Origin of the sequence: Nostoc foliaceum FACHB-393, assembly GCF_014698505.1 — a bacterium.
Taxonomy (GTDB): Bacteria; Cyanobacteriota; Cyanobacteriia; order Cyanobacteriales; family Nostocaceae; genus Nostoc; species Nostoc foliaceum_A.
Map to the genome: position 1 here is coordinate 17,549 of NZ_JACJTD010000059.1, position 25,028 is coordinate 42,576.

The following is a 25,028-nucleotide window of genomic DNA, read 5'->3' on the forward strand; positions in this document are numbered from 1 at the left end:
ACACTACAAATGGGAGGGACTGTCTACCCCTGCTCGATTGAGCTAGTTGTCGATAGACGCAGTTGGCGAGTTGGGGGAACACATCAAAAATGAGCGCCAAGCTCGTCCACTGCTGCGGTTAGTTAAGGAACCAGAGAAACTAAAACAAGCTGTAGCGATCGCACTTGAAGAAAATTCCTCCCCAAGTGAATCAGATTTTGCTGCTGCCGCCCAAAAAGTGGTTCCTCAACTTCCACGCAAAAAGCTATCTATTCAGGAACCAATGGTTCCCAAAATTGAAGAACCAGTGGTTCCTCAAAAAGCCAAAGTCACAGTTTCACAACAGTCACACCCAAGGTATGGAGAAGAGGGAACCATTGAGGCAGACGCACCAAATCGTTGGCAACAGATTGTTACCTTTGCTGATGGTGAGAGGCTGCTTATCAACAATACTGATTTGGATGCCCCCAGCGTTCCCTTTCCCAGAGAACGCAATTACCCCACAGAATATTCTGAGGCGATCGCTGCTATTGAAGAACGCCATAAACAAGAACTAGAGCGACTTTCCCAAGAAATGAGGATTGGTTTGCAAACAGAGGCCACAGCCAGAGCAGAAGCCCAGATACAAGAGCAAATCCAATCTCTGCAAAATTTGTACAGGCAACAAAGGGAGCAAAACGTTCAGTTACAGCAGCGCCTAGACGAAATGAAATCATTACGGCAGTTGGAGACTGAGAACCAACAGCTTAGGCAGCGTATTCAAGATTTGGAAAACGCTGTTGAACAACGCCCTTCTCAACAGTGGGGGAATACCATGACGCAACAGGCAACCAAAGCGTTGAATAAGCAGGTAAAGCAAGCACTGGAGAAGACAATTGATCTGCGATCGCTAGCTGTTGAACCACCCAAGGAGAATGCTCAAGAATGTCTGCGGCTCATGGGCATGGCTTTGAAAAACCTTGCCAGTGCTATGAACAATACCCAAGCGCTCGAAGCTGCGGCGATAATTCTGGGGAGTGAGCCGACACCATCTGCGATCGCATATCGAGCCGAGCAATTAGAAATGTTGCCTCAAGCTGTCAGTGATATTCGGCAGGTGCTTGCAAAACCTGGGTGTAGCTGGCAGGAGTTTTGGGATGTTGCCCAAGAGTATGAGGTTATTAAACAAGACTATTGGGTGGAATTGACCAGTGAGGAGACTGATTTAATTACTGCACTCCAGAACACATCTACTGAACCGGACACAATTAGCGTTGGCTCTATCGTTGCCCACGCCGACCCATACCGCACTTTGTATGTAGAGAGAGGTGAAGTAGTAGAGGATTTAGGCGAAGAGTTGGTGGTTGCCTGGGATTGTTGGAAGGAGCAATCAAAAAAGACTGATAGGTATTTCCGAGATGAATTGCGATTCTGGCAACCGGAAAAAGAGTAGGTGAAGTTGTTGATTAGAGCGATTGCTTAGTTAAAAACTGTGCAATCACCCTATGAAAAGTGTCTCCGCCGCAAACGGTAGACAACAACACGATTATAACAATGTAGCTAGTTGTACCGCCAAATGTACTGATAACTTTTAAGACCGATAAGTATCAAACCAAACCCTGCAATCGCTGTAGGGAAAATTCCGTGCGTCAACATAAACAGGAGATTGTAAAATGACTGCAACCATTACTCGTCCTAAGCTCAAAAAGTCTGCTGCTAGCAAGAAGGAATCCCCGTATAAAAGGCTTCATGTGATTATTCCCATAGAAGACATGTTGTGGGCATCGCAACAAAAGCCTTCAGTTAATCAGCTATGGCAGGAGTGCTGGACGGCTGACCCTTACGGTTCTCGGTGGATGTCTTTGACCTCAGCTTTGGGTTACAGTACTTTTATCTCTGCGAAGAAAATTCTCTCTGAAAGCGGGTTGTTCATTTTCAAGCCTGACAAGTCGATTCAAGACGGGCGAGAAACGGCTAGCTGGATGGTGAAGAATTTACATGGCAGCAGAATGAAAGAGTTCTGGGAGAAACCCAATGCTGAAAATCAGGAACCAGATTCTACAAAACAAGAATCAAATGCTGAGATTTCAGACAAAGATGCTGGCTCTGAAGAAATGGGTGCTTTGTATAAAGCATCTATTTCAGATCAAAGTCAGTCAGAGAAAGGGTTCCAGAAAACCTCACGAACTGTTCAGGAACACCTAACGAACTCTACAAAAGAGTTCGTTAGGTGTATCTCTGACACGCTTACAGAAAATTCGCGTGAGGAGAAGACGGCTCATGCGCCCTTGAGGGGCGCGTCGCCTCAGTCTGTCGAGGGCGTGTCAGAGAAGGAGGAAGAGTTACCTGCGGTAACGAACTGCACGACGCTAACGCTTGTAAATGCTGCACCGAGTCAACCTACTCCGTTGCTGGCTGAAAACCAGAATTGTGGTGTTGAACTGAGGGACTGTCATGAAGGTACTGGTTCCGCCGTGTCCGTCGCCGTAAATGAATTTTCTTCAACTTTAGCGATCGCTAATCAAACACCGAAGCAAGTAGAACAGGGTCAATCTGCTTTGTTGTTGGTTGAAAATTCAGTTTCGGGTGTAGAAGTCAAAGCAGTTGATGAAGGTGAAAGTTCCGCCGCGTCTGTCCCCAGTGCTGAAAAGTGGTCACATGAAGCAATAGTTGTAAGGGCAAATGCGCGACCTGTAAGAAGGGAGAAACTAAATCGAGCAGCAAATTCAGGGGAGAATCCGGGCTTTGACTTCTTGCTCTCATGCTGGAGTGACGATCCGGCTTTGCAGATTTTGATCAAGAAGTTACTAGTGAAGTTTCCGCAGTGGGGGGTTGCGATTGTGGATGGGGTGTTGGTTAACTCGTAATGTCTGAAGTTGAAAGAGCAGAGCAAAGTAAGCGATCAATCTCTGCTATATCGGGATCAAGAGTTTGGTCGTTCATAGCTGATTGAGCAACGTTTCCAGATTGACTACTTGCGGATGTTTGTTCTTGCATTGTGCGTAACTGGTGCAAACGATTAATTAGTGAAGAACAGTGATAAACCATAGCGGAACGACTATTTACTTTTAACTTAATAAAAATACGGCGTAGGTGAGCAGAAACAGTCGACTCGCTGATTTGAAGTTGGTTAGCAACTTTTTTATTAGATGAACCTAAACCAACCAAAGCAGCAATTTGTAACTCTCGTCCTGTTAAAATACTAATTAGGCTAGGATCTATAACCTCTGGTGTGTTCTGAGTTTTTACAATTGCATAGTGATTTCCATCAGCTTCAAAATGCCCAACTACAGAACAAAATGAAATAGTGTCAATCATAACCTCTGAAGTAAACTGTTGGCTATTTTCTGTAGGCGATTCAACTGCAATAATAAGAAAACCAGAGTTTTTTATGAAAAACTTACTAATGATACAGGAATCTGAAACTAATTTTCCAGCAAAAATACTAGAAGTTTGATCAACGTGTCCTTGCATAATTTTCTTAACTCTAAATTTAGGTATTAAGGGCTTGAGGCTGGTATGTACCTAACAGGCTGAATGGTCTGTAGATGAGAAGATATGCAGAAACTTTTTTGATCAGGAACTTAATGTTTTTGGAATCTAGATGAGGTATGAAGAAAACCATTTTAAAGTTTTTCCAACCCCCAATGTTTTTATCATTTATGCTTATCCCTGCTATTTTTAGGTTAATACAGCACACTTTCGGTTCTTATGTACAGTCATAAAGATGTACAGAAGAATCCAAAGGCGTAATCTAAAAACATAAAACTGCGGGAAAACAAATGTATTAATAATCAGGTTGCCTAAAAATAACACTGGATAGTTGCTTCAACATTTCCCGTGATAAGTAAGAATACGGTTACTATACACTAGGTGCTAACAGCTTGATCCAGCTAAAGGATGATGTAATTAAAATTTAAGATTTCGGATTCAATAATTCAACATTTTATAAATATTAATTAAGTAGTATCACTTAGCACAAATTAAACTAAATACCAAAATCCTCTAGCGCCTATCCAAGGCTTATTTTGTAATTTTGGGCTGTCTGCCCTATCATCAGCTAAGTCAGATGGGCTGAATGGTAATTGGGATAACACATTAGCTTTTGGAGATTCTGGCACGAACAGATGCAAAACTGTTAAGCGTAATCCTGCCCAAAGAAATTTGATAGTACCAGTAGAAATCAATAATTGTCGCAAATAATCTCGCTCTACTGAGACAAAAGAATCTCTAGGTGTGAGAACTTGACAAGAAATGCCCCAAAATTGTAGAGCTTTGCAAATTTCTGGAGGCAGGTTTTTTTCAAAATCTGCTTCTTGCTGATAAGTCAGAATGAAAGCAGAACCTAAACTTGCAGCCAGTGCTATGGTATCGCGGAAGGCAAAAGGTAAAATGTAGTCTATAGTTTGAGATTCGTCAATTCGGCTATCGAGGGATTTTGCCAGCGCTTCCCATTGCCAGAAGATTTCTAGATTTCTATTTTTTGGAAGGAGAGATTCTCTAAGGCTATCTCCTAGCCAAAATAAATTAAGTCTTGCTAAGTCATTCTCCATACGGAATTGTTCCCATCTCTTAAGTGACCAAAGCGTTTCCTCCAGTGCAACACGTTCTTGCTTGGGCGTTCTACAAGAGTTAATTCCTTTTGGAGTAATTAATTCTGGATGCTGTAAGTAAAAGGAAGAACTGTCAAGTATATGCCAAAGTTCTCGTACAACCCATAACTCCATCACTTCTCCTAACTGTTGAATTAGAGAGACTCCGTGGACAGAGAGAGCTAAGGCTGGGTCAATAATGCATATCTGAGGTTGGGAAAGAGAGAAATTGGTTTTGGGTAAGAGATCGTACTTCATTACATTTGGCTATGGCATTAGGTTTTGATGATTTTAATGTGTATCCCAGCCGTATTTACCCTCTGGGAAGAAAGATTGCTTAATTTAGTGCTTACAAGATAAATCAGAAAGCTTTTAAATACAATGCATAAAATTTGGATTTCGACTACTAGTTAAAATTAACTAAGTATAAAAGCTTAGTTAAAATGGGTGACTTGCAAAAATTATGAAACAGTAATATCACTATAGAGAAAGTATTTTTTGTTCACTCTCAAGAAAATCAACAGATTTCTTAGTGAATTGATCAATTTAGGGATCATCACTGCTTAAACCAAAAAAGCATTTATGAACAAGCATTGCACTGCTGATTTTCAGATAGTTGCAGAACAAGCCCTTGCCAATACTGCTGGATCACCAGATAGTTTACTATCGATATTTCCTAGTAATCCTCAACTGAGTCAGGTCTTTCAATTTATTGAGACAAATTATAATCAACCAATCAGTTTATGTGACGTGGCTGTTGCCGTTGGTTACTGCGCGGCTTATTTGACCGATTTAGTACGGCGCAATACAGGATATACAGTGAATGATTGGATTGTTGAACGTCGAATGGTAGCAGCACGCGCTCTACTGCTAGAGACTGACCAATGTGTAAGTCAAGTCGCTCAAGCAGTTGGTTATCAGCATGAAGGTTACTTTTTTCGCCAATTCCGCCAACATCATGGGATTACACCTAAAGCTTTTAGAAAAGCCCAACGCAGCCAGAGTAGTAGCAGCCATTAGTGTTAATTGGAGTAGAGCAATAAAGCTGTAAATCCATTTAAATATTTGGCATATTTAACTTTAAATTTGGGAACTCTAAGCCATTTTTAAAGTATCAAAATATTTATTATACCTTAAAGCTGAAGAGCATCTTTCAAATGAAGCATTTACATCGGTTATTTAACCCACTTGCTTGGCCAATCGCTGCTAAAATTTCGGTAGCATTGGTTTGTGCTGTGTTGATACCGATGATCTTCACCGCCTACTACAATCTCCAACAGAGCTTAAACAGTGTGGAGGCTGGGGAATACCGCAAACTGGAATTGTTAGCTAGCAGTAGCGCTAGTCGTTTTGACCAGTTAATTATTGACCACCACCGTGTGGTTGCCCAAGTCAGTAATAATCATCATGTAGTAGATTTCCTGGCTGCTGACATATCAGAAAAGCAAGAAGCTCACCGCCACAACCTGCAAGCAACACTACAAAACGTCCTCCGCTCTCATCCAGATATTGATAATGTCTTGCTGATGGATAACAAAGGTGAATGCCTTGCTGCAACAGATCCAAAATTCATTGGCGAAAACTATTCGACTATTCAAGATAACTTTTATGGATTTGGTAGCTTGGTGAGCCAAACAATTGAAAATCCAGGAATGTTTTTCTCTGGGCGCGTGCGATCGCCTAATGGAGAGATTATGGGAACTACCCTACTCAATATTCGGGGAGAAGATATCTGGACAACTATTAATGCCTTACATATAGACTTTCAGACCAATGTCTTCCTGATTGACCAACAGGGAGTAATCATTAGTCATGCCGATCCATCTCTGCTCTACCATAGCCTCCTGACGCTACCAACTCAAACATTAAAACAGGTTGTTCAAAACAAACGCTACGGTGTGGATCAGGTTGAGAGCTTGGACATTCCTGACTTAAAGGTGATGATGAGAGCCAAAGAACCAGGACACGCCACCTATCAATTGCCGCGATCGCAGTCGCAAATAGTCGGCTTTGCACCTTTAGCAACCCAACCTTGGGTATTGGGAGTTAGCCAACCGAAAGCAGAGTTTAGCATTCCTTTGAATCGCCTGATTTGGCTCAACAGTACCAGCGTGGTAATAGTCGGCGGAATTACGGCAATCATAGCCCTGCTCTTGGGGCTAAGTATTTCCCGACCAATTCGTGCCCTCACCGTCGCGGCCCAAGCATTGGAAGATGACGATTTTGATTCTCATGTACTAGAACTCCATCAGAATTTAGCTCAATTTGCTCATAGTCAAGATGATATCGGTCAATTAATGTGTGTCTTTTTAGAGATGGCTGAGTCAGTCAGAATGCGAGATCAGCGCCTAAAAGTGCAAGTACAGGAACTTTGCATTGAGATTAACGAAACCAAAAGAGCTAGCCACGTTGCCGAAATTACTGAGAATGAACACTTTCAGCAATTACAACAAAAAATCCAAAAGCTTAGAGAACAGCAAGTTACACAAAGTGAAACTGAGACAGAATACTACCAAAGATTGCAGAATCAGGTGCAATCTCTCAAAGAGCGATCACACGAGCCATGAGCCATTGAATTTATTGATTAGCGTTGATGGCAAGACTGAAAGTTTGGGAGATATTTAAAGGGAAAAATTACTCTTGATTAATGACTTTGAGGTAAATTATGGCACAGATTATCGCAGTTCATTCATTCCGTGGTGGCACTGGCAAATCCAATTTGATTGCTAATATGGCTGCTACTATGGCCTTGCAAGGAGAACGTGTAGGCATTATTGATACTGATATTCAATCACCAGGAATTCACGTTATTTTTGGGATTAATGAAAACAAAATGGAACGCACCCTCAATGATTATTTGTGGGGGTACTGTAATATTAAAGATGCTGCCTATGATGTTACTGAAGCTTTAGCTGTAGAGCAGGGAAATACAAGTACAGTTAAAGGCAGTCTTCATTTAGTTCCTTGTAGTATTAAAGCTAGTGAAATTGCCAGAGTTCTTCGGGAGGGATATGATGTCGTTCGGCTGAATGATGGTTTTCAAGAATTCATTCGTAGTCTGAAATTAGATTATCTGTTAATTGATACACATCCTGGTTTAAATGAAGAAACTTTGCTTTCTATTGGGATTTCTAATGTTTTAGTAATACTTCTACGTCCAGATCATCAAGACTTTCAAGGAACTGCCGTGACAGTCGATGTAGCTCGGAAGCTGAAAGTACCAAAAATGTTGTTAGTTATCAATAAGGTGCTGCCAAACTTAAATTTTCTTGACTTGCAACAACAAGTAGAAAAAATCTATAAAACTCCTGTTGTGGGGATTTTGCCTCTTTCAGAAGATATGGTACAGCTAGCAAGCAAAGGTCTTTTTTCTCTACGTTATCCTCAACATCCCATCAGTCAAACTATCAAAGGAATTACTAATCAGATTGCTAGTTTAGTCGTTAGTCATTAGTCATTAGTTTTTTGCTTTTGTCCCTTTATGAGGGTGATGTCTACGCTTATGAGCAATCAACAATCATTTCGTACTGATGTTCTTACCTACTTTGGAGCCACTGCTGCACAAGTAGAAGAATTATTGGTATACAATCAAAACGTCTTTGATCACAACACATTAACCGATAGAGTCAAGTTTCCCCTGACTTCTGAACCCCATATACCTGCTTGGGAAGAATACGCTGTTTCAGCAAAAGTTTTAGGAGTATTTGAGGTACTCAAACAGCGATTAGTACAATTCCAATTTCCCATAATCGAGGGTATTAGCCAGACTGAAGCGTATCAGTCTGCTACTCGTCGGGGTGTTGCGACAGATAGGATGGTTGCAACTGGCTTAGTCTTGCAAGAACCTGAGAAACTGCAATTAATACTACATCAAAGCTTTGCTGGAACAATCCCAGTATTATTAACTGGAAACCGAGAGGACTTTGTTTGTTTAGTTCAGGCTTTGACAAAACGAAATGAACCGCAGCCAGTCCCAAACTCTATAGGAGCCTGTATAGTTAGCGGTTTTAATAACTGGGATAGAATTCGCCAATATCGCCAACAATGGTCGGCTGAAAATCCTACTAATTGCTCTCAAAGTAGTTGGCTAGCAGAGTTTGGGCGGTTAATACCACAAAAACAGCTTTATCAGGATAAGTTTGTTGTTTTGAGTAATAGTTCTTATAGTAATGTTTCAGCCAAAGATATAGGACTTGAAAAAGCACAATGGCAGCGTTTATCCTTGACAATTCGGCTGGAACATGAATGCACTCACTACTTTACACGTCGGTTGTTTAATTCCATGCGAAATAATATATTCGACGAGCTAATTGCTGACTATAGAGGGATTGTAGCCGCTATTGGGACTTATCGAGCCGACTGGTTCTTGCACTTTTTGGGGTTGGAGTCTTTTCCTAATTATCGAGAGGGAGGTAGACTGCAAAATTACCTTGGTAATCCGTCACTTTCTGATGGGACTTTTAAGATTTTACAGGTATTAGTGAAAGCTGCTGCTGAAAATTTGCAGTCTTTTCATGTTGAGTATGTGAGCCAGTTGAAAGATGCTAACATTCAACCCCTAATGTTAATGGCATTGACTCAATTGACGTTAGAAGAATTAGCTGATAAATCAGCTGACTTTTGCATTCAACAAATATTAAATAATTTGCTGAATATTCAATCTACAGACAGGATTCAGTCCAAGGTCATTTAATTCTATATCTTGCCTATATTGACTATTCTTTTTTAGTTGTGTCCTTTGTAGTAATTTGTGACAAGCACCTTGGTATCTACGTTTTTGACAATCACCATTAGTAAGATATAGGAAAATTGATTTATGACGGAAGTTTTACTTAAAGAATTAACTAATAGTGACATTGATTGGATGATTGCTACAGGTCATCAAAGAGAAATAACTGCTGGAAATTTACTTATCCAAGAAGGAAAAAGTGCCGATTCTCTACATATATTACTGGATGGAATTTTAACGGTTAGCGTTTCTCAACCAGACAACAGCCCTTTGACTCGTGCTTTTGCAGCAATCGAAGGTGGTGAAATCTCAGGTCGGGAAATTGCGAGATTATTCAGTGGGGAGGTAGTGGGAGAACTACCATTGATAGGTAATCGCCCAACTGCTACAACTATTAAAGCTATAGAAAAATCGCTAGTGATGTCAATTCCTCAACAGAAATTGGCAGCAAAGTTGCAGCAAGACGTTGGTTTTGCTTCACGCTTTTATCGGGCGATCGCCATTATGCTTTCAGATAGGCTACAAAGTATCATCAATCAGCTTGGTCGTAGCAACTTGGCGCAAGGTCAACCACTCAGAGATGTGCTATTTGTTTTGGGAGAATTACATGATAGTGACATTGATTGGATGATGGCTTATGGTACTGTGCAAAAAATTCCTGTTAATACTACACTGATTCGTGAAAGAGGGACTGTAGATGCACTATATATTCTTTTAAATGGCATAATGTCTCTGTCTATTACTGAAGATGAACGTAATCCTTTAGCACGTGCTTTTGCTGCGATCGAGGGTCATGAAATTTCTGGTAGAGAAATAGCAAGATTATCCAAAGGCGAAATTGTCGGTGAAACACCCTTTATTGATGGTCGTCTACCTTCTGCAACCGTTAAGGCGATTGAAGACTCGATTGTTTTGTCAGTTCCTCGACAGGAAATGGCAGCAAAGTTACAACAAGATGTAGGATTTGCATCTCGTTTTTATCGTGCGATCGCTACTTTGCTTTCCCAGAGATTGCAAGGAACGCTGAGTCAACTTGGTTCTGGTAGGCGGGTTTATAGCCAAGGTTTGCCGTTGACTAAAAGTGCGGAATATGAAGATGAGTTGAATAATACCGTTTTAGATAGTGTGGCGATCGCAGGTAAAAGATTTGATTGGATATTGGGGCGGTTAAAAGTAAGTTGAATTGCTGGGTATAGAGCGCATTAGATTATCGGCTAGTGAATTCATAGTAACAAAAAGCAAAACTTAAAAATCTAATTTCATCTAAAAATTGTGCATTGTATTCAAAAGTATTTTGGTGGCAAAATTATAGGATAACCTTCAAGGAGAAACAACAAATGAGTCTGGTAATGACATGGAAAGAACTCGAAGAAAAAATTATACTTCGGGCTGAAACAGATGAGTCTTTCAAGCAGGAGTTAGTATCTAACCCTCGCTCTACTCTTGAAAAAGAAGGAATTGATCTTCCATCCAGTATTGATATTAATTTAGTGGAAACAACTCCAGGAAATCTATCTTTACAGGCGTTACCAAATTCTGAGCAGGAGGAATTATCTGACGCAGAGCTAGAGTCGGTATCAGGTGGTCGTGTAAAAATTTCAGTTTCAGTTGAATTTTAAGTTAAATGTATAGCCTGAAAAATAATAATTTTCAGGCTATATAAATAGCATTCTCAAAAAAACAACTCATCTATTGTTGATTGTGTTTATTTTACAATCATAAAAAGTATCCAGAAATATAAGTTTATATTTTCCGCAGTACAAACTACAATTCTATAAGAAAATTATGAGTGATGTATGCTTAGTATTAATGCCTTATGCAGCAGTTGAAAGACCATCAATTGCTCTTGGTTTGTTAAAAGCTCGTCTACAAGAAGCAAAAATTAAAGCAACAACCCTGTACCCAAATATTCAGTTTGCAGAAGAAATAGGTCTTGATCTATACGCAATGATTAGTGAAAACTTTATTGAAACTTTCTTAGGTGAATGGACATTTTCTGGGGTGTTATTTCCTGAATTTAATCCTAATCATTCAGAGTATTTCGCTCTTATTTATCCATATTTCAAAAATTACGAAAACTATTTGCATAATACGAACCTGAAAGAAGCATTTTTGGCAGTACGTGAGCAGGCTACAGCATTTATTGAAAGTGTTGCTCAGTCTGTACTAAGTTTAGAACCTCGTCTTGTCGGCTGTAGTTCTACATTTCAACAGCACTGTGCTTCACTTGCTCTCCTTAAGCGTATACGAGAGTTAGACCCGGAAATTATTACTTTTATGGGAGGTGCTAACTGTGAAGGGGCCATGGGATTAGCTACTCACACACAGTTTTCTTGGGTGGACTTTATCATTTCGGGAGAGGGGGACGATCTGTTTAATGAGTTTTGCTGTCAGCTTTTGGATCGCGGTCGTGAGGTTGATGCATCAATATTGCCCTATGGAGTAATTTGTCCATCTCATCGGACTTCTAACAAAATCAGAATAGCAGCGCCAAGAGCTTCAGTGCAGAACTTAGATCAAGTGCCAATTCCTGACTACGATGATTACTTTCAAGCCCTCCATGCTTCTACGCTTTCTCCCTACATTCAGCCTGGCCTTCTTATTGAAACCTCTCGTGGATGTTGGTGGGGGCAAAAACATCATTGCACTTTTTGTGGATTGAACGGAAGTGGTATAAATTATCGTTCTAAATCTCCTGATCGTGTGCTTAAAGAATTTACCCATTTATGTGAACGTTATGGACTGCGTAAATTTCAGGTAGTCGATAACATTCTAGATATGAATCACATGAATACGGTTATTCCGGCTCTTGCTGCTAAAGATGAAGCCTACAATATTTTTTATGAAACGAAAGCTAACTTAAGGTTGGAACATATGCAACAATTGGCAAAAGCAGGTGTTCGTTGCATCCAACCAGGCATTGAAAGTATGCACAACTCCATTTTAAAACTGATGAACAAAGGTAACACAGCCTGGATGAATGTGCAGTTATTGAAGTGGGCTAGAGAATTAGGAATCCTTGTATTTTGGAACATACTTGCTGATTTTCCTGGGGAGTCAGATGAGTGGTATGTCGAGATGATGGAATGGCTACCTTTAATTGCTCATCTCCAGCCACCGGGGGGTGCATCAGAGATTCGTTATGACCGATTTAGTCCTTACTATGAGCGACCATCAGACTGGGGATTAAAGCTGTCTCCTTTACGCCCTTATAAATACGTATATCCACTCCCACCAGAAATACTTAATGAACTTGCTTACTTCTTTGAAGATCAAAACAATTTGGTCACTCGTTATGTAAAAGAAGAAAATAAACAAACAAGTGAGAAAAAAGCTCGTCCAGGGTTAGAAAACTTGAAGCTCTGGGTAAAGCAATGGAATCGTTTATGGCAATCTTTGGATCACAAAGAACATAAACCAGAGCATTTACCAATTTTGAGCATGAATGACAGTGGTAGCTTAATCACAATCTATGATAGTAGACCGTGCGCTACCGAAAGCCTATTGTTTTTGGAAGGATTGGCTTATTGGGTTTATAAAGTTTGCGATCGCGCTTTAACTTACCGAGAAGTAGTATCAGAAATTAATACAAAGCTTGACATTCAGATATCCTGGGATGAAATATTCCCTATTGTATCTGAGTTACGAGAGCGCAAGATTTTGCTAGATATCGATGGTAGATTACTCAGCTTGGCATTAAAGGGGTCTTGTTCGCCTTATGTACCAGTTTCAGAATTACCTGCCGGCTATATTGATATTCATGAGTTCCGTCGCCACCATAGTAAATCTAGTGAGAAAAGTTTGTTACCAAAATAGCCTAAGATAAATGTCACAGCAAAAAGGCAGTATATTCCGCAAAGAATCTTTAGAGCGGCTATCTTCTCCTGAAAGAGTAGACCAACTGATGCAGGTAGTCAGCCCCAGAAGCTGGCTACCCCTTATCGCTTTGGGTTCTATCGTCGGAGTAGCTGTCATCTGGAGCATTTACGGACGTATTCCCATTACTGTCGAGGGTCAAGGGGTACTAATTTACCCCAGCAATGTTGTGCCGTTGCAATCAAAAAGTGCTGGGCAATTAATGGCTCTCAATATTAAAGTTGGGGATGTCATCAAAAAGGGGCAAGTATTCGCAACAATTGACCAAGCGGAACTTCGCAAGGAACTGCAACAGCAACAAGCGAAACTCACCCAACTAGAGTCACAAGACCAAGCTGTTGGTTCACTGCAAGGGCAAAGGCTGGAACAAGAAAAACGCTCGCAATCCCAACAAAGCCAATACCTCCAACAACGTATACTGGAGCTGCGAGCCATTACACCTCTGCTTAAAACCAAAGGCAACACCTCAATTGAACAGCAACGTCAAGGTTTAGAACAACGCCTCAAGCAAGCCCAAGCCTTGAACCCCGTTTTTCTCCAAAGAATGGAAATTCGCAGACAATTCAAAAAAGAAGGTGCGATTTCTGGTGATGAAGCTCTCACGGCTGAACAAGAATATTTGCAAAACCTGGAAAAAATCTCTGACATTCAAAATCAGTTAAAAGAACTGGATGTAAAAACGACTCAAACAGAAAAAGATTACCGTGAAAACTTGAGTACGATTTCTGATCTGCAAGCTCAGTTAAAAGAATTAGATAGCAAACAGGCTTCTGTGGCTCAACAAGACTTAGAAAGCGTCACTACCCGGAAAAAAGAGATTCAAGAAGTTAAGCGGGAAATTGCTCAATTAGAAGTGCAATTAGGCGATAACAGCCAAATTATTAGTCAATATAGCGGACGCATTCTCGAAATCATGCTGACACGAGGGCAGGTTGTTGAAGCTGGTACACGCTTGGCAACTATTGAGGCGGAGAACCCTAAAAGCAAGTTAATTGGTGTTACATATTTCCCTGTAGCAGAAGGTAAGAAAATTAAACCAGGGATGAAAATCCAAATTACTCCCCAAACTGTCAAGCGGGAACGATTTGGCGGTATCGTTGCAAATGTTACTAATATCTCGCGCTTTCCGATTACGAAAGAAGCAGCTGCATCGGAGGTAGGTAATGCAGAGGTGGTGGAAGGTCTAGTATCTCAACAAAAAGATGGTTTGATACAAATATTTTCTGACTTAGAGATAGATCCCAGCACCCCAAGCGGCTATAAATGGTCTTCTTCTACAGGGCCAAGGCTGGCTGTTTCTTCTGGAACTACCACTGTTGCACGAGTCAAGGTAGAAGAACGCGCTCCCATCACTTTCGTTTTACCTATCTTGAGGTCTGTTAGTGGTATCTACTAAATCTACTTTAGTAACAGTGTTTAATCCTTGGCAGTATTTACAAAAATTACTGCCAGGCAGAAGCATACGGGTAAAAACACCCACTCTTCTACAGATGGAAGCAGTGGAGTGTGGGGCTGCTGCTTTAGGAATTATTCTAGGTTACTACGATCGCATTGTACCTTTACCACAGCTGCGTCAGGAATGCGGAGTTTCCCGCGATGGCAGCAAAGCATCTAACATGGTGAAGGTTGCGAGAAGCTATGGACTCGAAGCTAAAGGCTTTAAAAAAGAACTCAAGCAATTATGGGAACTGCGACCACCTTACATTATCTTTTGGAACTTCAACCACTTTGTTGTCGTAGAGGGATGGAATAAACAGCGAGTTTATCTTAATGACCCCGGTACAGGACCGCGCCATGTATCTTTACAAGAATTCGACCAGGGGTATACTGGCGTGGTGCTGGTAATGGAACCAGGCGCGGAGTTTGTTAAAGGTGGTCGTAAACCCAGCATGATTTTATCGCTGGCGAAAAGGTTACAAGGCGCTGGAGATGCTTTAATTTACTGCATAGTCGCGGGATTTTTCTTAACTGTAGTTGGGCTGGTAATACCTGTATTTAGCCAAATGTTTGTAGATGATATCTTGGTGGAGGGACGGCAATTATGGTTGCGTCCTTTGCTTGTGGGCATGGCGATCGCTGCTATACTTCAAGGATCACTAACTTTACTACGGTTGCGCTACCTACGTCGCTTGAAAATCAAATTAGCTGTGGGTATGTCCAGCCGTTTCCTGTGGCATATTCTCCGCTTACCTATTAGCTTTTACGCTCAACGATTTAGCGGAGAAATCAGTAATCGTACTACTCTCAATGACCAAGTAGCTGATGTTCTGGCGGGACAATTAGCAACTACAATCATCGATACATTCATGGTGTTTTTTTATGCCCTGGTTATGGTGCAATATGACTGGGTGCTGACGTTAATTGTAGTTAGCTTTGCGACTGTAAATGTCTTAACTTTGCAACTGATTTCTCGGCAACGTGTAGACGCGAATCAACGATTGATTCAAGAATATGGTAAAGCTGCTGGTGTATCTATTGCTGCACTTCAAAGTATAGAAACACTCAAAGCATCAGGGTTAGAGTCAGATTTCTTTTCTCGGTGGTCAGGTTATTACACTAAGGCTCTTAATTCCCAGCAGGAACTGGGGATTACAAATCAAACATTCTCAGTATTACCCACGCTTTTATCCGCCCTTTCTTCGATGTTGTTGTTGGTTGTCGGTGGATTACGGGTTATGGATGGACATCTCAGCATCGGAATGCTTATAGCCTTTCAAGGTTTGATGCTTAACTTTCAGCAGCCTGTTAACAATCTGGTTAACTTTGGTACAACTCTTCAAGAACTGGAGGGAAATTTGATTCGCCTTGATGATGTGCTGGATAATCCCATTGGGAAGGCAGGGGAGGCAGGGGAGGTAGGGGGCAGGGGGCAGGGAGCAGGGGGAGTAAATTCTTCATCCGCTTATCTTGTTCCCAAATTGCAGGGATATGTGGAGTTGCAGAATATTACGTTTGGCTATAGCCGTCTGGAACCGCCACTAATTGAAAACTTTAATCTGTCAATTAAGCCGGGACAGCGAGTAGCTTTGGTAGGTGGAAGCGGTTCTGGGAAATCTACCGTTGCCAAACTTGTAAGCGGACTTTATCAACCTTGGGCGGGAGAAGTTTACTTTGATGGTAAATCTAGAGAGCAGATTCCCCAACAACTGCTTACAAATTCCGTTGCAATGGTGGAGCAGGAAATTTTGTTGTTTGGCGGCACGGTTAGAGATAATTTGACTCTGTGGGATACTACTGTACCAGATAAAAGCCTGATGCGGGCATGTCTTGATGCTGCGATCGCAGATGTAATTCTCTCTATGTCCGGTGGATTAGATGCCGAACTTATAGAAGGTGCTGCTAATTTAAGTGGCGGACAACGACAACGCTTAGAAATCGCTCGTGCTTTAGTGAATAATCCTTCAATCCTGATCATGGATGAAGCCACCAGCGCCCTAGATGCAGAAACAGAACAAATCATTGACCAGAATCTCCGTCGCCGAGGATGCACCTGTATAATTGTCGCTCATAGATTAAGCACTATCCGCGACTGTGATCAAATCATCGTTTTAGAACGCGGAAAGGTAGTACAACTTGGCACTCACAAAGAATTATGGCAAGTGGATGGTGCATATTCGCGCTTGCTGGGCACCCAAGGGTAGAGACGGTGAGCAGTAAATTACCATAAAACATTTAAAAATCTAAACCTAAAATCTAAAATGCTAATACAGGGGCAAGTTTATATAGTTAATGGCAATGAACCGATTCTACTGGATGACCCTTCACGGGTGTGGATAATTCAGTCTGGCTCTATGGCTTTGTTTGCCGTCACAGTTAAAGATGGCTCTATTGAAGGGACACGCCGTTATCTGTGCAGTATTAGCCAAGGTGAAGCACTTTTTGGAACTGCTGCTAATTCTGGTAATCAGCAGCGTCAGATTTTGGCAGTTCCAATTGGTGAGACTGAATTACTACAAATACATAAGGAATGTTACTGCGAGTTAATAACCAATGGAGATGGTAAGGCGATCACGTGGATAGAAAATTGGTTGTTACAAATCGGTAGTGTATTGTCCCAGATTACCATGCCAGCAATTCATGTAAAAGCTGAGGGTCAATCACGATTTTCCTTAAACAATGGTCAGACTTTTCAGCCACAAGCAAGCGTCACCTGTTGGGTTCAACTGAATCAAGGGACTGTCCGCTTTCTGGGGTTTGAGGAATTAATTTTAACCACATCCACTACAGCATTCCCCCTGACTGACAAAATGTGGTTAGAAGCAGTGGAAGAAGTGCAACTTACTACTAAGACTACTAGCGAATTCCAAAATTCAGATATCCTTTTGACTGGGTTATCTCAACTGCACACTCAATTGCTACAATGCCTTAACCTGTTAGATGAGCGGGAAGTACAGGCAGAGATGACACGATTGCGCGATCGCCAACGCCTGAATCGTCAAGTTACAGTGCAAGCTATAGGCTCTTTAGCATCAACATTAAGTTCCCAAGATGGAGATTTCTTCCTAGAAGGTACTCCTCTGTTGGTTGCTGCTGGAGCCGTAGGGAGAGCTATGGGTGTAGAGATTCGCCCCCCGTCTCGTTCTGAAAACCTCAAGCGAGTTAAGGAACCATTAGAAGCAATTGTCCGGGCTTCACGTATCCGAATGCGGCGGGTACTATTGCGAGATAACTGGTGGGAGAAGGATTCTGGCCCAATAGTTGCCTATACCCAGCAAGATAATCGACCAGTAGCACTGCTACCAATTAGTGCAACTCGTTATGAAATTTTTGACCCAGTTGAGCATACCCGCTTTCGAGTGGATGAGCGTATAGCTGCAACACTGGCCCCTGTTGCCTATATGTTTTATCGCTCTCTACCGGATAAAGTACTGCAAGCTGTTGATATACTGCGGTTCACACTTAAAGGACGTAAACAGGATCTGTTAGTAATTTTGTTTACGGGTATTGCCGTCACACTACTAGGGATGCTTACACCTTATGCCACGTCAATTATCATAGATAACGCAATTCCTGATAGCGACAGGGGATTATTGCTACAAATAGGATTGGGACTACTTATTGCAGCATTGGGGACAGGTCTATTTGGGGTAACTCAGGGATTTGCTCTGCTGCGAATTGAAACGGCTGGGGATGCTTCCACTCAGGCTGGTGTCTGGGATCGTCTGCTCTCCTTACCAGTATCCTTTTTCCGAGAGTACACAACCGGAGACATCTTCTCTCGTGTATCATCTGTGAGTACGATCAGCCGGCGAATCAGTGGGAGAACCTTAATCAATCTCCTTACCAGCCTGTTCGCGCTGTTTTACTTAGGACAGTTATTTTATTACAACTATAAATTAGCTTTGATTGCAGTTGCCTTTGCCATAGTTGCGATCGCTTTCACTACAGTCTCTGGTTTACTCTTGCTATCTAAGGTGCGTCCGCTTTTGGAACTGCGGGGCAGTATTTTTGGACAAACAGTGCAGCTAATTAATGGTATTTCTAAGCTACATATTGCTGGGGCAGAAGAACGTGCATTTGCAGCTTGGAGTAAAAACTACACTCAACAAATTAAGCTAGAACTTAGTACACAGCGGGTTGAAGATGCTGTTGTGCTTTTCAATACAGTAATGCCCATATTAACGAATGGTGTGCTTTTCTGGTTTACTATTAAGCTCATCGAAAATCCTCAAACTTCAGGGGCTATTGAAATATCACTAGGAACTTTCCTCGCTTTCAACGCCGCTTTTAGTAACTTTACTAGGGGAACCACAAACCTCAGCAATACAGTTACAGAAATCTTGCAAGTCATTCCCCAGTGGCAACGCACCCAGCCTATTCTCTCGACTATACCAGAAGTGGATCTGTACAAAGCCGATCCGGGCAAGCTGATTGGTAATATTACTTTAGAACATATTACTTTCCGCTACCGCAGTGATGGCCCTCTGACACTGGATGATGTGAGTATCTCTGCTGCACCTGGGGAGTTTATTGCTTTAATTGGTAGTTCTGGCAGCGGTAAATCAACTATTCTCCGATTACTATTGGGATTTGAAACTCCAATGGCGGGTAGCATTTACTATGATGGTCAAGACTTATCTGGCTTAGATGTAGATGCAGTCCGCCGACAGTTGGGCGTTGTTTTACAAAATGGTCAGTTGAGTTCAGCTTCAATTTTTGAGAATATTGCAGGCGGCGCTCAGATTACTTTAGATGAAGCTTGGGAGGCAGCGCGGATGTCGGGGTTTGCACAGGATATCACCGCCATGCCAATGCAAATGCATACTGTAGTTAGTGAAGGAGGCGGTAATCTTTCTGGAGGACAACGACAACGGTTGTTAATTGCTCGCGCTCTGGCATTAAAACCCCGTATTTTGTTATTCGATGAGGCGACAAGTGCGCTCGATAATAGAACGCAGGCGATTGTTAGTGAAAGTTTAGATAACTTACAAGTTACCAGAATTGCGATCGCTCACCGACTTAGCACTATTCGCAACGCTCACCGCATTTATGTACTCCAAGCTGGCCGGGTTGTACAACAGGGAACTTTTCAAGAGCTAGCTGCTGTTGAGGGGCTATTTGCCCAGCTAATGGCTAGGCAAATGGCGTAGTTAGCTGAAATTTGTGAAAGCCAAATTAAGGCATGGAAAGTATTTTCAATCCATGCCCAACTAACTTTACAAATGCTGCCAAAAGTTCTTACTGATAGTCTTGAGACTGACTACCTTGGGTTCTGCTGCTTCAGGGACATGACCAACAGCCACCGCAGCAGCAATTGGTGCAGGTGTCGCTAACAAAGAATTGAGTAATTCTTGTTGATAGTCAATATCTGCTACTGTGCGGTAAACTCTGTGATAATCTATCTGCATCCCCAAAGGCGTAGGGACAATTTTCAGATATTCATTTAGAGCGCTAATGTAGCCATCGTGAAAAATTCTACTAGCAATACAAGGACGAATAATATTCAACAATTGAATAGCTCGTCTAATGTCTACAACACTGCGGCTAGCATCAATCTCTGGCTGACTTTCACGGTAGCCTTTACCTTTTTTCTCGGCTACCAGATTGTTAAATTTACTAACCGCCCTCTGATGATTGCCTAATGTGTGGACTTTGGTTTGCGCTTGATAACCGACTCTGCCCCACTGCACTGTTAAGTTACCATCTTCGACAATGGCAGACCAGAATTTATTGCTGTTCTGGATAGCATCAACATACACTAAATAGATTTCCATCTTTCTTACCCCATCTGAGATAGATATACTGAACGTAATCGCTACGAACCTAAAAGAGCGATCGCCCCCATAGAATCAGGAGACAATCGCTTTTTCATCAGTTCATATTCCGAAACTTAGCAGCACGCAAAGATTGAGTTTGCGCTGCAACCACAGGACTACTAGCTCGTCGTGCGGTAGATGCCCATACCTGCATACACTCAACTGCCGCAGCATCAGTAACAGCAAGCGGGGTAATGGTTTGACGGCAGGTTTCCAGATCAGCAAGCGTTACCTGCTGCGGTCTACCCTCATCAAATGCCAGAAGTGCCGCTTCTGAAGCAAGGGTTTCCAGTTCTGCCCCTGAAAACTTTGCAGTGTTGGCAGCAATCGCTTCGAGGTACTCTGATTCCAGGCGAATACCAAAGCGTTGTAGATGAATCCCCAGAATCTGTACACGCTCAGGCTCTGTGGGAAGATCAACAAAGAAGTTTTCATCAAATCTTCCCTTCCTCTTTAGTTCACTTGGCAGTGCAGAGGGGTCATTGCAAGTTGCCACGACAAACACACCACACTGTGATTCCGACATAAACGTGAGGATATTACCCAGAATCCTCTGTGAGACTCCACTACTGTCACCACTGCCAGAAAGGGCTTTTTCTATTTCGTCTATCCATAAAATGCAGGGTGCGATCGCCTCAGCAGTCTTTAATGCGCGGCGTACATTGCCCTCTGATTCACCAACTAAAGAACCAAGAAGAGACGCAATATCTAGCTGGAGTAGCGGTAGATTAAGGATGTTAGCAATGTTTTTAGCCAATAACGTTTTTCCAGTACCGGGTGGGCCAGCCAGCAACACACCTTTTGGTTGGGGTAAGCTAAGACTTCGCGCCTCTTGTGTGAATAGCCGCCGCCGCCTCATCAGCCATTCGCGCAGTAGATCCAAACCGCCGAAGGGTATGCTGGCTGGCTTACCCAACTCGATACCCATTTGAGACAGTAGCCGAGTTTTGTACTCGACGGCTTTGGGGATGAAATCAGCGCCGACAACGACACCATCATTAGTTAAGTTTTCTTTGACTGTTAACCGAAGGAAATCACTAATCTCCTCCAGGGTTAAACCCAGGGCAGCACGAGAAAGAGATTCAATTTCACTTTTATTAAGGGAAATAGTGAAAGTCAATTCCTGTTCAATAGCTGACTGTTGTAGGTCATGCAAATAAGAAGTGATATGAAGTAGTATTTGGTCAATACTAGGTAAAGGGACTTCACAATAAGGAATCAATCTGATTAGGGATTCGTGTAATTGTATGTTCTGACCCAACAAGACAATGCGTTTATCTGTGGGTTTTAACCTGTGGTAAAGGTTTTTTACCTTGCTTAAAATTTCCCAACTCAATTGGGTTGAATTCTTAGCAATAAAGGGGTGAATATCTCCGAGGATAAATACACCATTTCCACTAAAGTTAGCAATGTAATCAAACACATACAATAGTGGATCAGCCTGTGGAGGTCTTTTGTACTCTGCAACTGGCTTAAACACCAATCCCCCATCTGCTGCGATTAAACATTGCTCTAAGGTTGATACTCCCAGATTCCAGAAGAACACTGGACTTGATAGTTTATTGTTAGCTTCAGTTGTCAGCCACTGAATGATAGTTGCCTCATCAGGAGACAGAACATCAAGTGCTGCGATCGGGATTTGTGAATCGAGTGTGGAGAGAAGATTATTTAGGTTCATGATTTAACTAAAGACAAAATTAATCGCCGATGAATTCAGACGATTCAACGGCGTAATGATTAACTAAATGCAGATTGTCATGCAACTTTTTCTAATGAAACAGGGCTGATTTCATAGTCAGGAATAATTAGATCAGCCTTGACTTTTTGTGCAAGGTCTTCTAAAGACACAAAACGATGAAAATCACTTCTTGTGGAGGAGACTCTCACTAATTTATCGATGTTTTTGCCCTGCTCGTACAAAAAGCCTTTTGCCCACAACCAAGGATCTTCGAGTGCCAAATCTTGAGAAGATGCCACTAAGATAATTTCATCACAAAGTTCATCCTCTTGTAGTGGCTCTCCCAAGGCTAATTTCATGATGATTTTTAAATTATTTGGCAACGTAACTAATGATTTTAACGCTTTTTCTAGGCTCAATGAAGTATCCATGATTTTCACCAAGTTATTTTTCCTGCTGGTATGGTAACGAAGTTAATTCTTCATGCGTATTTACAACTTGAACAATCACTTCATAAGCTTCGGCATCGCCGTCAAAAACTTCTGCTGTACCGTTGTTCTCTTGGTAGGCAATCGCTGTTACTATTGCATTCAACAGCACGCACAAACCCTCTGTACTAGCTTTGATGATCACGGGTTGTCTTGGTTTTTGCTGGGCGTAAACGTGAACAAATGGGTATTCTTTAGCTAATTCGTTCATGATTGTTTTTGAGGGGGGAAGAAAGTTGATTCCCCCGTGTTGATTACTGACGCAGGCGTGTTTGGCTGCTTAGGGTAGTCCGAAGTTGTTGGGTTTGGGCTTCATTCTTGTAAGTGCGATCGCTCTCGCTCACAACACCCAATGCCTCTTCAAACGGTTGCGTAGCCGATAAACAACTTAGCCCCTCAAAGCCCTCAGCCTCCACACGAACTTCACCTGTAGCGCTGTCGAAATGAATCAGTATTGAACGTTCCATATTTATCTCCGCGCAAATTGTTTAACTTCCTGATGTCCGGCAAAAGTCAGCCGTAGAGTTTGCACAGTGCCGCTAGTTTCTTCAGCGATCGCACATTCACCAAATTTTTCTTGTAACTCGGCAGCTTTGACACGAACCAAATGCTTACCATAAGCCAGCATTAGTTTATTGCTGAAAAAGTCTTTGCCCAACTTCGGAACCGTCTCATAGCTGTCGTGTATCACATCGTACACGCCACTTGACTGATTCCACTTGAAACCGATGTCTGCACGGGCTTTTATGGTGTGACCAGACACAATGATTTCAGCGCTTTTTCCTTGAGAGCCACCGTAGTATCCTTTTAGTGACTGTGGTGTTTCGTGTACTTGCGGATTCAGTTTCAAATCTTGTAAAGCTTGTATCAGACATTCGCGGTTGGTAAGCTTGGTTTTAACGGTTGAGAAGTGTGACATGAGAATCTTGTTCCTGTAGTGGTAGAAGTGCGGTATTCTTTGTGAGGTGTATATCCATTTTTCGTTTAACGTATTTAGTCTTGAGCGAATGCACCCGCCCAAGACTGTTTTTTACCTGAACCTAAATGCGGCAACTGTAGCCTTCGATAAGCCCACGTCCTCAGTCGCAAGTGATTGTAGATTGCGTTGTTCATCTAACAACTTGGCGCGGATAGAATCTATTTTTTGCTGTAATTGACTGCGCGTATCAGAACCAAGATTTTTGGACTCAATCGCCGGATCGTTAACGATAGAATCTAAGTGCGCCATCATCGCCTCCAAGCTACTGCCAGCCTCCGGGTCAGCATTCGCTAGCAGTACCTGAACCTTCATCAGATGGCGTTGCATCTTCTTTTTAAACTGTACGGGCTTGCGTCCTGGCTCCCAGTCGCTCAATTCTTCAAGCAACTGTGCGGCAAGTTGTTCACCGCCAGCGATCGCTGATTCCCGTAGCCTTTGCTCCAGATTTTGGTCATACTGTTGGATGAACTTGGTAATCTGATCAAGACATTCGGCTTGTTGCTGGTTCAGTTGTTCGGACAATGCCGGGATAATTACCGGACGACCAATAACGACTTGTAAATAATCTTCAAGGTCAGTCAGAGTCGGGAATGCTCTTAACAAGTTGGCTTTGACTGACTCTTGCTTATCCTGTGCTAATTCCCAAGTGTTAAGTGAGAGGAACTGGTCAATCCGCTCTTGGTAATCTTCAAGTCCTGATTCATAATCAACTTTTAATTGATTACGCAAGCCAGGAGCAATATTATCTCTAATATTAAGAAGTTGACTCCAAACGAGCGGAGCCAAATCAATAGGACAAATCCAATCACCAGTATCAGCAGACATCCACTCTTGAACTGAAGCAATCTCTTGCCTCAATTGGGCAGCAGCTTCATCCAATTTCTTAAATACCTTGATACCCCGCAAACCGACTTCGGAATTAGTAACTTTAACAAGGTCTGATTCAATTTCAGAAACTTCAGCTTGTAGTACATCTGCCCATTTAGGAGCAGCCGATTTTGTACTTTTTTTCAACTGAATACGAAATCTGATGCGGGTTTTATTTAATTGTGAGAAATTGTGGCGCTCGACTACTGCATCAGTTAGGAAATTTGTAGCGATAGTGTTGTCCATTACTTGTACCATTATTATTGACCTCAATCATTATTTTTCACTTTCGATTAAGCGAAGCTTTCTTTGTGGTGATTTCTCAAAAGAGCGAATGTCTGTAGTAGCTCTATAGATTACTTTTGTAGAGCTATTCTGTAGGCGAATATGTCTTTTAATGACTGGTGGTTTATGTATTGACATGGCTTAAAATAGCTGAAGTTGCTGCGAATTATCCTGTACCACAGGCTTGTTATAAGAACCTATCCCACTAATGCCAGATTATGGTAATCTATTTCTGAATTGAGTTGGGTGTATCCGTTGATGGCTGGACGTTTTGAGGGCTTGAGCGACCTGGAATGGAAGTTATTTGAGGATATATTTCC

At 42.0% G+C, this 25,028-nt stretch carries 21 protein-coding genes; 12 read left to right on the top strand and 9 right to left on the bottom strand.

All coding sequences use genetic code 11. The features are described from left to right. Nucleotides 1-46: 46 nt before the first annotated feature. Both H6G92_RS30470 and H6G92_RS30475 read left to right on the top strand, forming a co-directional pair. The gene (locus H6G92_RS30470; protein ID WP_242059367.1) at nucleotides 47-1,411 is read left to right on the top strand and encodes a hypothetical protein; all 1,365 of its coding nucleotides are present in this window, start codon (nucleotides 47-49) and stop codon (nucleotides 1,409-1,411) included. Between the two features lie 220 nt (nucleotides 1,412-1,631). After that, a complete protein-coding gene (locus H6G92_RS30475; protein WP_190899459.1) occupies nucleotides 1,632-2,825 on the top strand; it encodes a hypothetical protein in 1,194 nt (397 codons plus the stop codon). Here H6G92_RS30475 and H6G92_RS30480 read toward each other — a convergent pair. Both H6G92_RS30480 and H6G92_RS30485 read right to left on the bottom strand, forming a co-directional pair. Beyond that, entirely contained in the window at nucleotides 2,815-3,432 is a 618-nt protein-coding gene (locus H6G92_RS30480; protein ID WP_190899461.1) for a response regulator transcription factor, read from the bottom strand. The two genes, H6G92_RS30475 and H6G92_RS30480, sit on opposite strands and share 11 nt — an antisense overlap. 509 nt (nucleotides 3,433-3,941) lie before the next feature. Beyond that, nucleotides 3,942-4,808, bottom strand: a complete 867-nt coding sequence (locus tag H6G92_RS30485) for a hypothetical protein (protein WP_190899463.1) — start codon at nucleotides 4,806-4,808, stop codon at nucleotides 3,942-3,944. A gap of 324 nt (nucleotides 4,809-5,132) precedes the next feature. On the opposite strand from H6G92_RS30485, the gene H6G92_RS30490 reads away from it, so the two are divergent. The 10 genes from H6G92_RS30490 (at nucleotide 5,133) to H6G92_RS30535 (ending at nucleotide 19,745) form a co-directional block, all read left to right on the top strand. Continuing rightward, entirely contained in the window at nucleotides 5,133-5,570 is a 438-nt protein-coding gene (locus tag H6G92_RS30490) for a helix-turn-helix domain-containing protein (protein WP_190899465.1), read from the top strand. A gap of 137 nt (nucleotides 5,571-5,707) precedes the next feature. Then, nucleotides 5,708-7,117: a PDC sensor domain-containing protein gene (locus H6G92_RS30495; protein ID WP_190899467.1), complete on the top strand. Its 1,410-nt coding sequence runs from the start codon at nucleotides 5,708-5,710 to the stop codon at nucleotides 7,115-7,117. A 98-nt stretch (nucleotides 7,118-7,215) separates the two neighbouring features. After that, nucleotides 7,216-8,004: a MinD/ParA family ATP-binding protein gene (locus H6G92_RS30500; protein ID WP_190899468.1), complete on the top strand. Its 789-nt coding sequence runs from the start codon at nucleotides 7,216-7,218 to the stop codon at nucleotides 8,002-8,004. A gap of 48 nt (nucleotides 8,005-8,052) precedes the next feature. After that, nucleotides 8,053-9,243: a DUF7005 family protein gene (locus H6G92_RS30505; RefSeq protein WP_190899470.1), complete on the top strand. Its 1,191-nt coding sequence runs from the start codon at nucleotides 8,053-8,055 to the stop codon at nucleotides 9,241-9,243. 123 nt (nucleotides 9,244-9,366) lie between these two features. Beyond that, a complete protein-coding gene (locus tag H6G92_RS30510) occupies nucleotides 9,367-10,461 on the top strand; it encodes a cyclic nucleotide-binding domain-containing protein (protein WP_190899472.1) in 1,095 nt (364 codons plus the stop codon). Nucleotides 10,462-10,628: 167 nt separating this feature from the next. Continuing rightward, nucleotides 10,629-10,898 (top strand): NHLP leader peptide family RiPP precursor, encoded by a 270-nt coding sequence (locus H6G92_RS30515; protein ID WP_206758393.1) that lies wholly within the window; start codon nucleotides 10,629-10,631, stop codon nucleotides 10,896-10,898. Between the two features lie 166 nt (nucleotides 10,899-11,064). Continuing rightward, entirely contained in the window at nucleotides 11,065-13,095 is a 2,031-nt protein-coding gene (locus tag H6G92_RS30520; RefSeq protein WP_190899476.1) for a RiPP maturation radical SAM C-methyltransferase, read from the top strand. A 10-nt stretch (nucleotides 13,096-13,105) separates the two neighbouring features. Continuing rightward, nucleotides 13,106-14,551 carry an NHLP bacteriocin system secretion protein gene (locus H6G92_RS30525; protein ID WP_190899478.1) on the top strand — a complete coding sequence of 482 codons (1,446 nt, stop codon included), beginning with the start codon at nucleotides 13,106-13,108 and terminating at the stop codon, nucleotides 14,549-14,551. Then, nucleotides 14,538-16,796 carry an NHLP family bacteriocin export ABC transporter peptidase/permease/ATPase subunit gene (locus tag H6G92_RS30530; protein WP_190899481.1) on the top strand — a complete coding sequence of 753 codons (2,259 nt, stop codon included), beginning with the start codon at nucleotides 14,538-14,540 and terminating at the stop codon, nucleotides 16,794-16,796. Before H6G92_RS30525 ends, H6G92_RS30530 begins: the two co-directional genes overlap by 14 nt. A gap of 57 nt (nucleotides 16,797-16,853) precedes the next feature. After that, nucleotides 16,854-19,745, top strand: a complete 2,892-nt coding sequence (locus H6G92_RS30535) for an NHLP bacteriocin export ABC transporter permease/ATPase subunit (protein WP_190899483.1) — start codon at nucleotides 16,854-16,856, stop codon at nucleotides 19,743-19,745. A 66-nt stretch (nucleotides 19,746-19,811) separates the two neighbouring features. Here H6G92_RS30535 and H6G92_RS30540 read toward each other — a convergent pair whose 3' ends face one another. From H6G92_RS30540 to H6G92_RS30570, 7 genes are all read right to left on the bottom strand, one after another. Further along, a complete protein-coding gene (locus tag H6G92_RS30540; RefSeq protein WP_190899485.1) occupies nucleotides 19,812-20,369 on the bottom strand; it encodes a WGR domain-containing protein in 558 nt (185 codons plus the stop codon). A gap of 97 nt (nucleotides 20,370-20,466) precedes the next feature. After that, nucleotides 20,467-22,089: an AAA family ATPase gene (locus H6G92_RS30545; protein ID WP_190899487.1), complete on the bottom strand. Its 1,623-nt coding sequence runs from the start codon at nucleotides 22,087-22,089 to the stop codon at nucleotides 20,467-20,469. A 77-nt stretch (nucleotides 22,090-22,166) separates the two neighbouring features. Next, nucleotides 22,167-22,520: a hypothetical protein gene (locus H6G92_RS30550; RefSeq protein ID WP_190899489.1), complete on the bottom strand. Its 354-nt coding sequence runs from the start codon at nucleotides 22,518-22,520 to the stop codon at nucleotides 22,167-22,169. Between the two features lie 13 nt (nucleotides 22,521-22,533). Continuing rightward, nucleotides 22,534-22,788, bottom strand: a complete 255-nt coding sequence (locus tag H6G92_RS30555) for a hypothetical protein (protein WP_190899491.1) — start codon at nucleotides 22,786-22,788, stop codon at nucleotides 22,534-22,536. A gap of 43 nt (nucleotides 22,789-22,831) precedes the next feature. Next, nucleotides 22,832-23,044 (bottom strand): DUF2997 domain-containing protein, encoded by a 213-nt coding sequence (locus H6G92_RS30560; RefSeq protein WP_190899493.1) that lies wholly within the window; start codon nucleotides 23,042-23,044, stop codon nucleotides 22,832-22,834. Nucleotides 23,045-23,046: 2 nt separating this feature from the next. Then, entirely contained in the window at nucleotides 23,047-23,496 is a 450-nt protein-coding gene (locus H6G92_RS30565) for a DUF1257 domain-containing protein (RefSeq protein ID WP_190899494.1), read from the bottom strand. A 111-nt stretch (nucleotides 23,497-23,607) separates the two neighbouring features. After that, nucleotides 23,608-24,681, bottom strand: a complete 1,074-nt coding sequence (locus H6G92_RS30570) for a hypothetical protein (RefSeq protein ID WP_190899496.1) — start codon at nucleotides 24,679-24,681, stop codon at nucleotides 23,608-23,610. Nucleotides 24,682-25,028 lie beyond the last annotated feature (347 nt).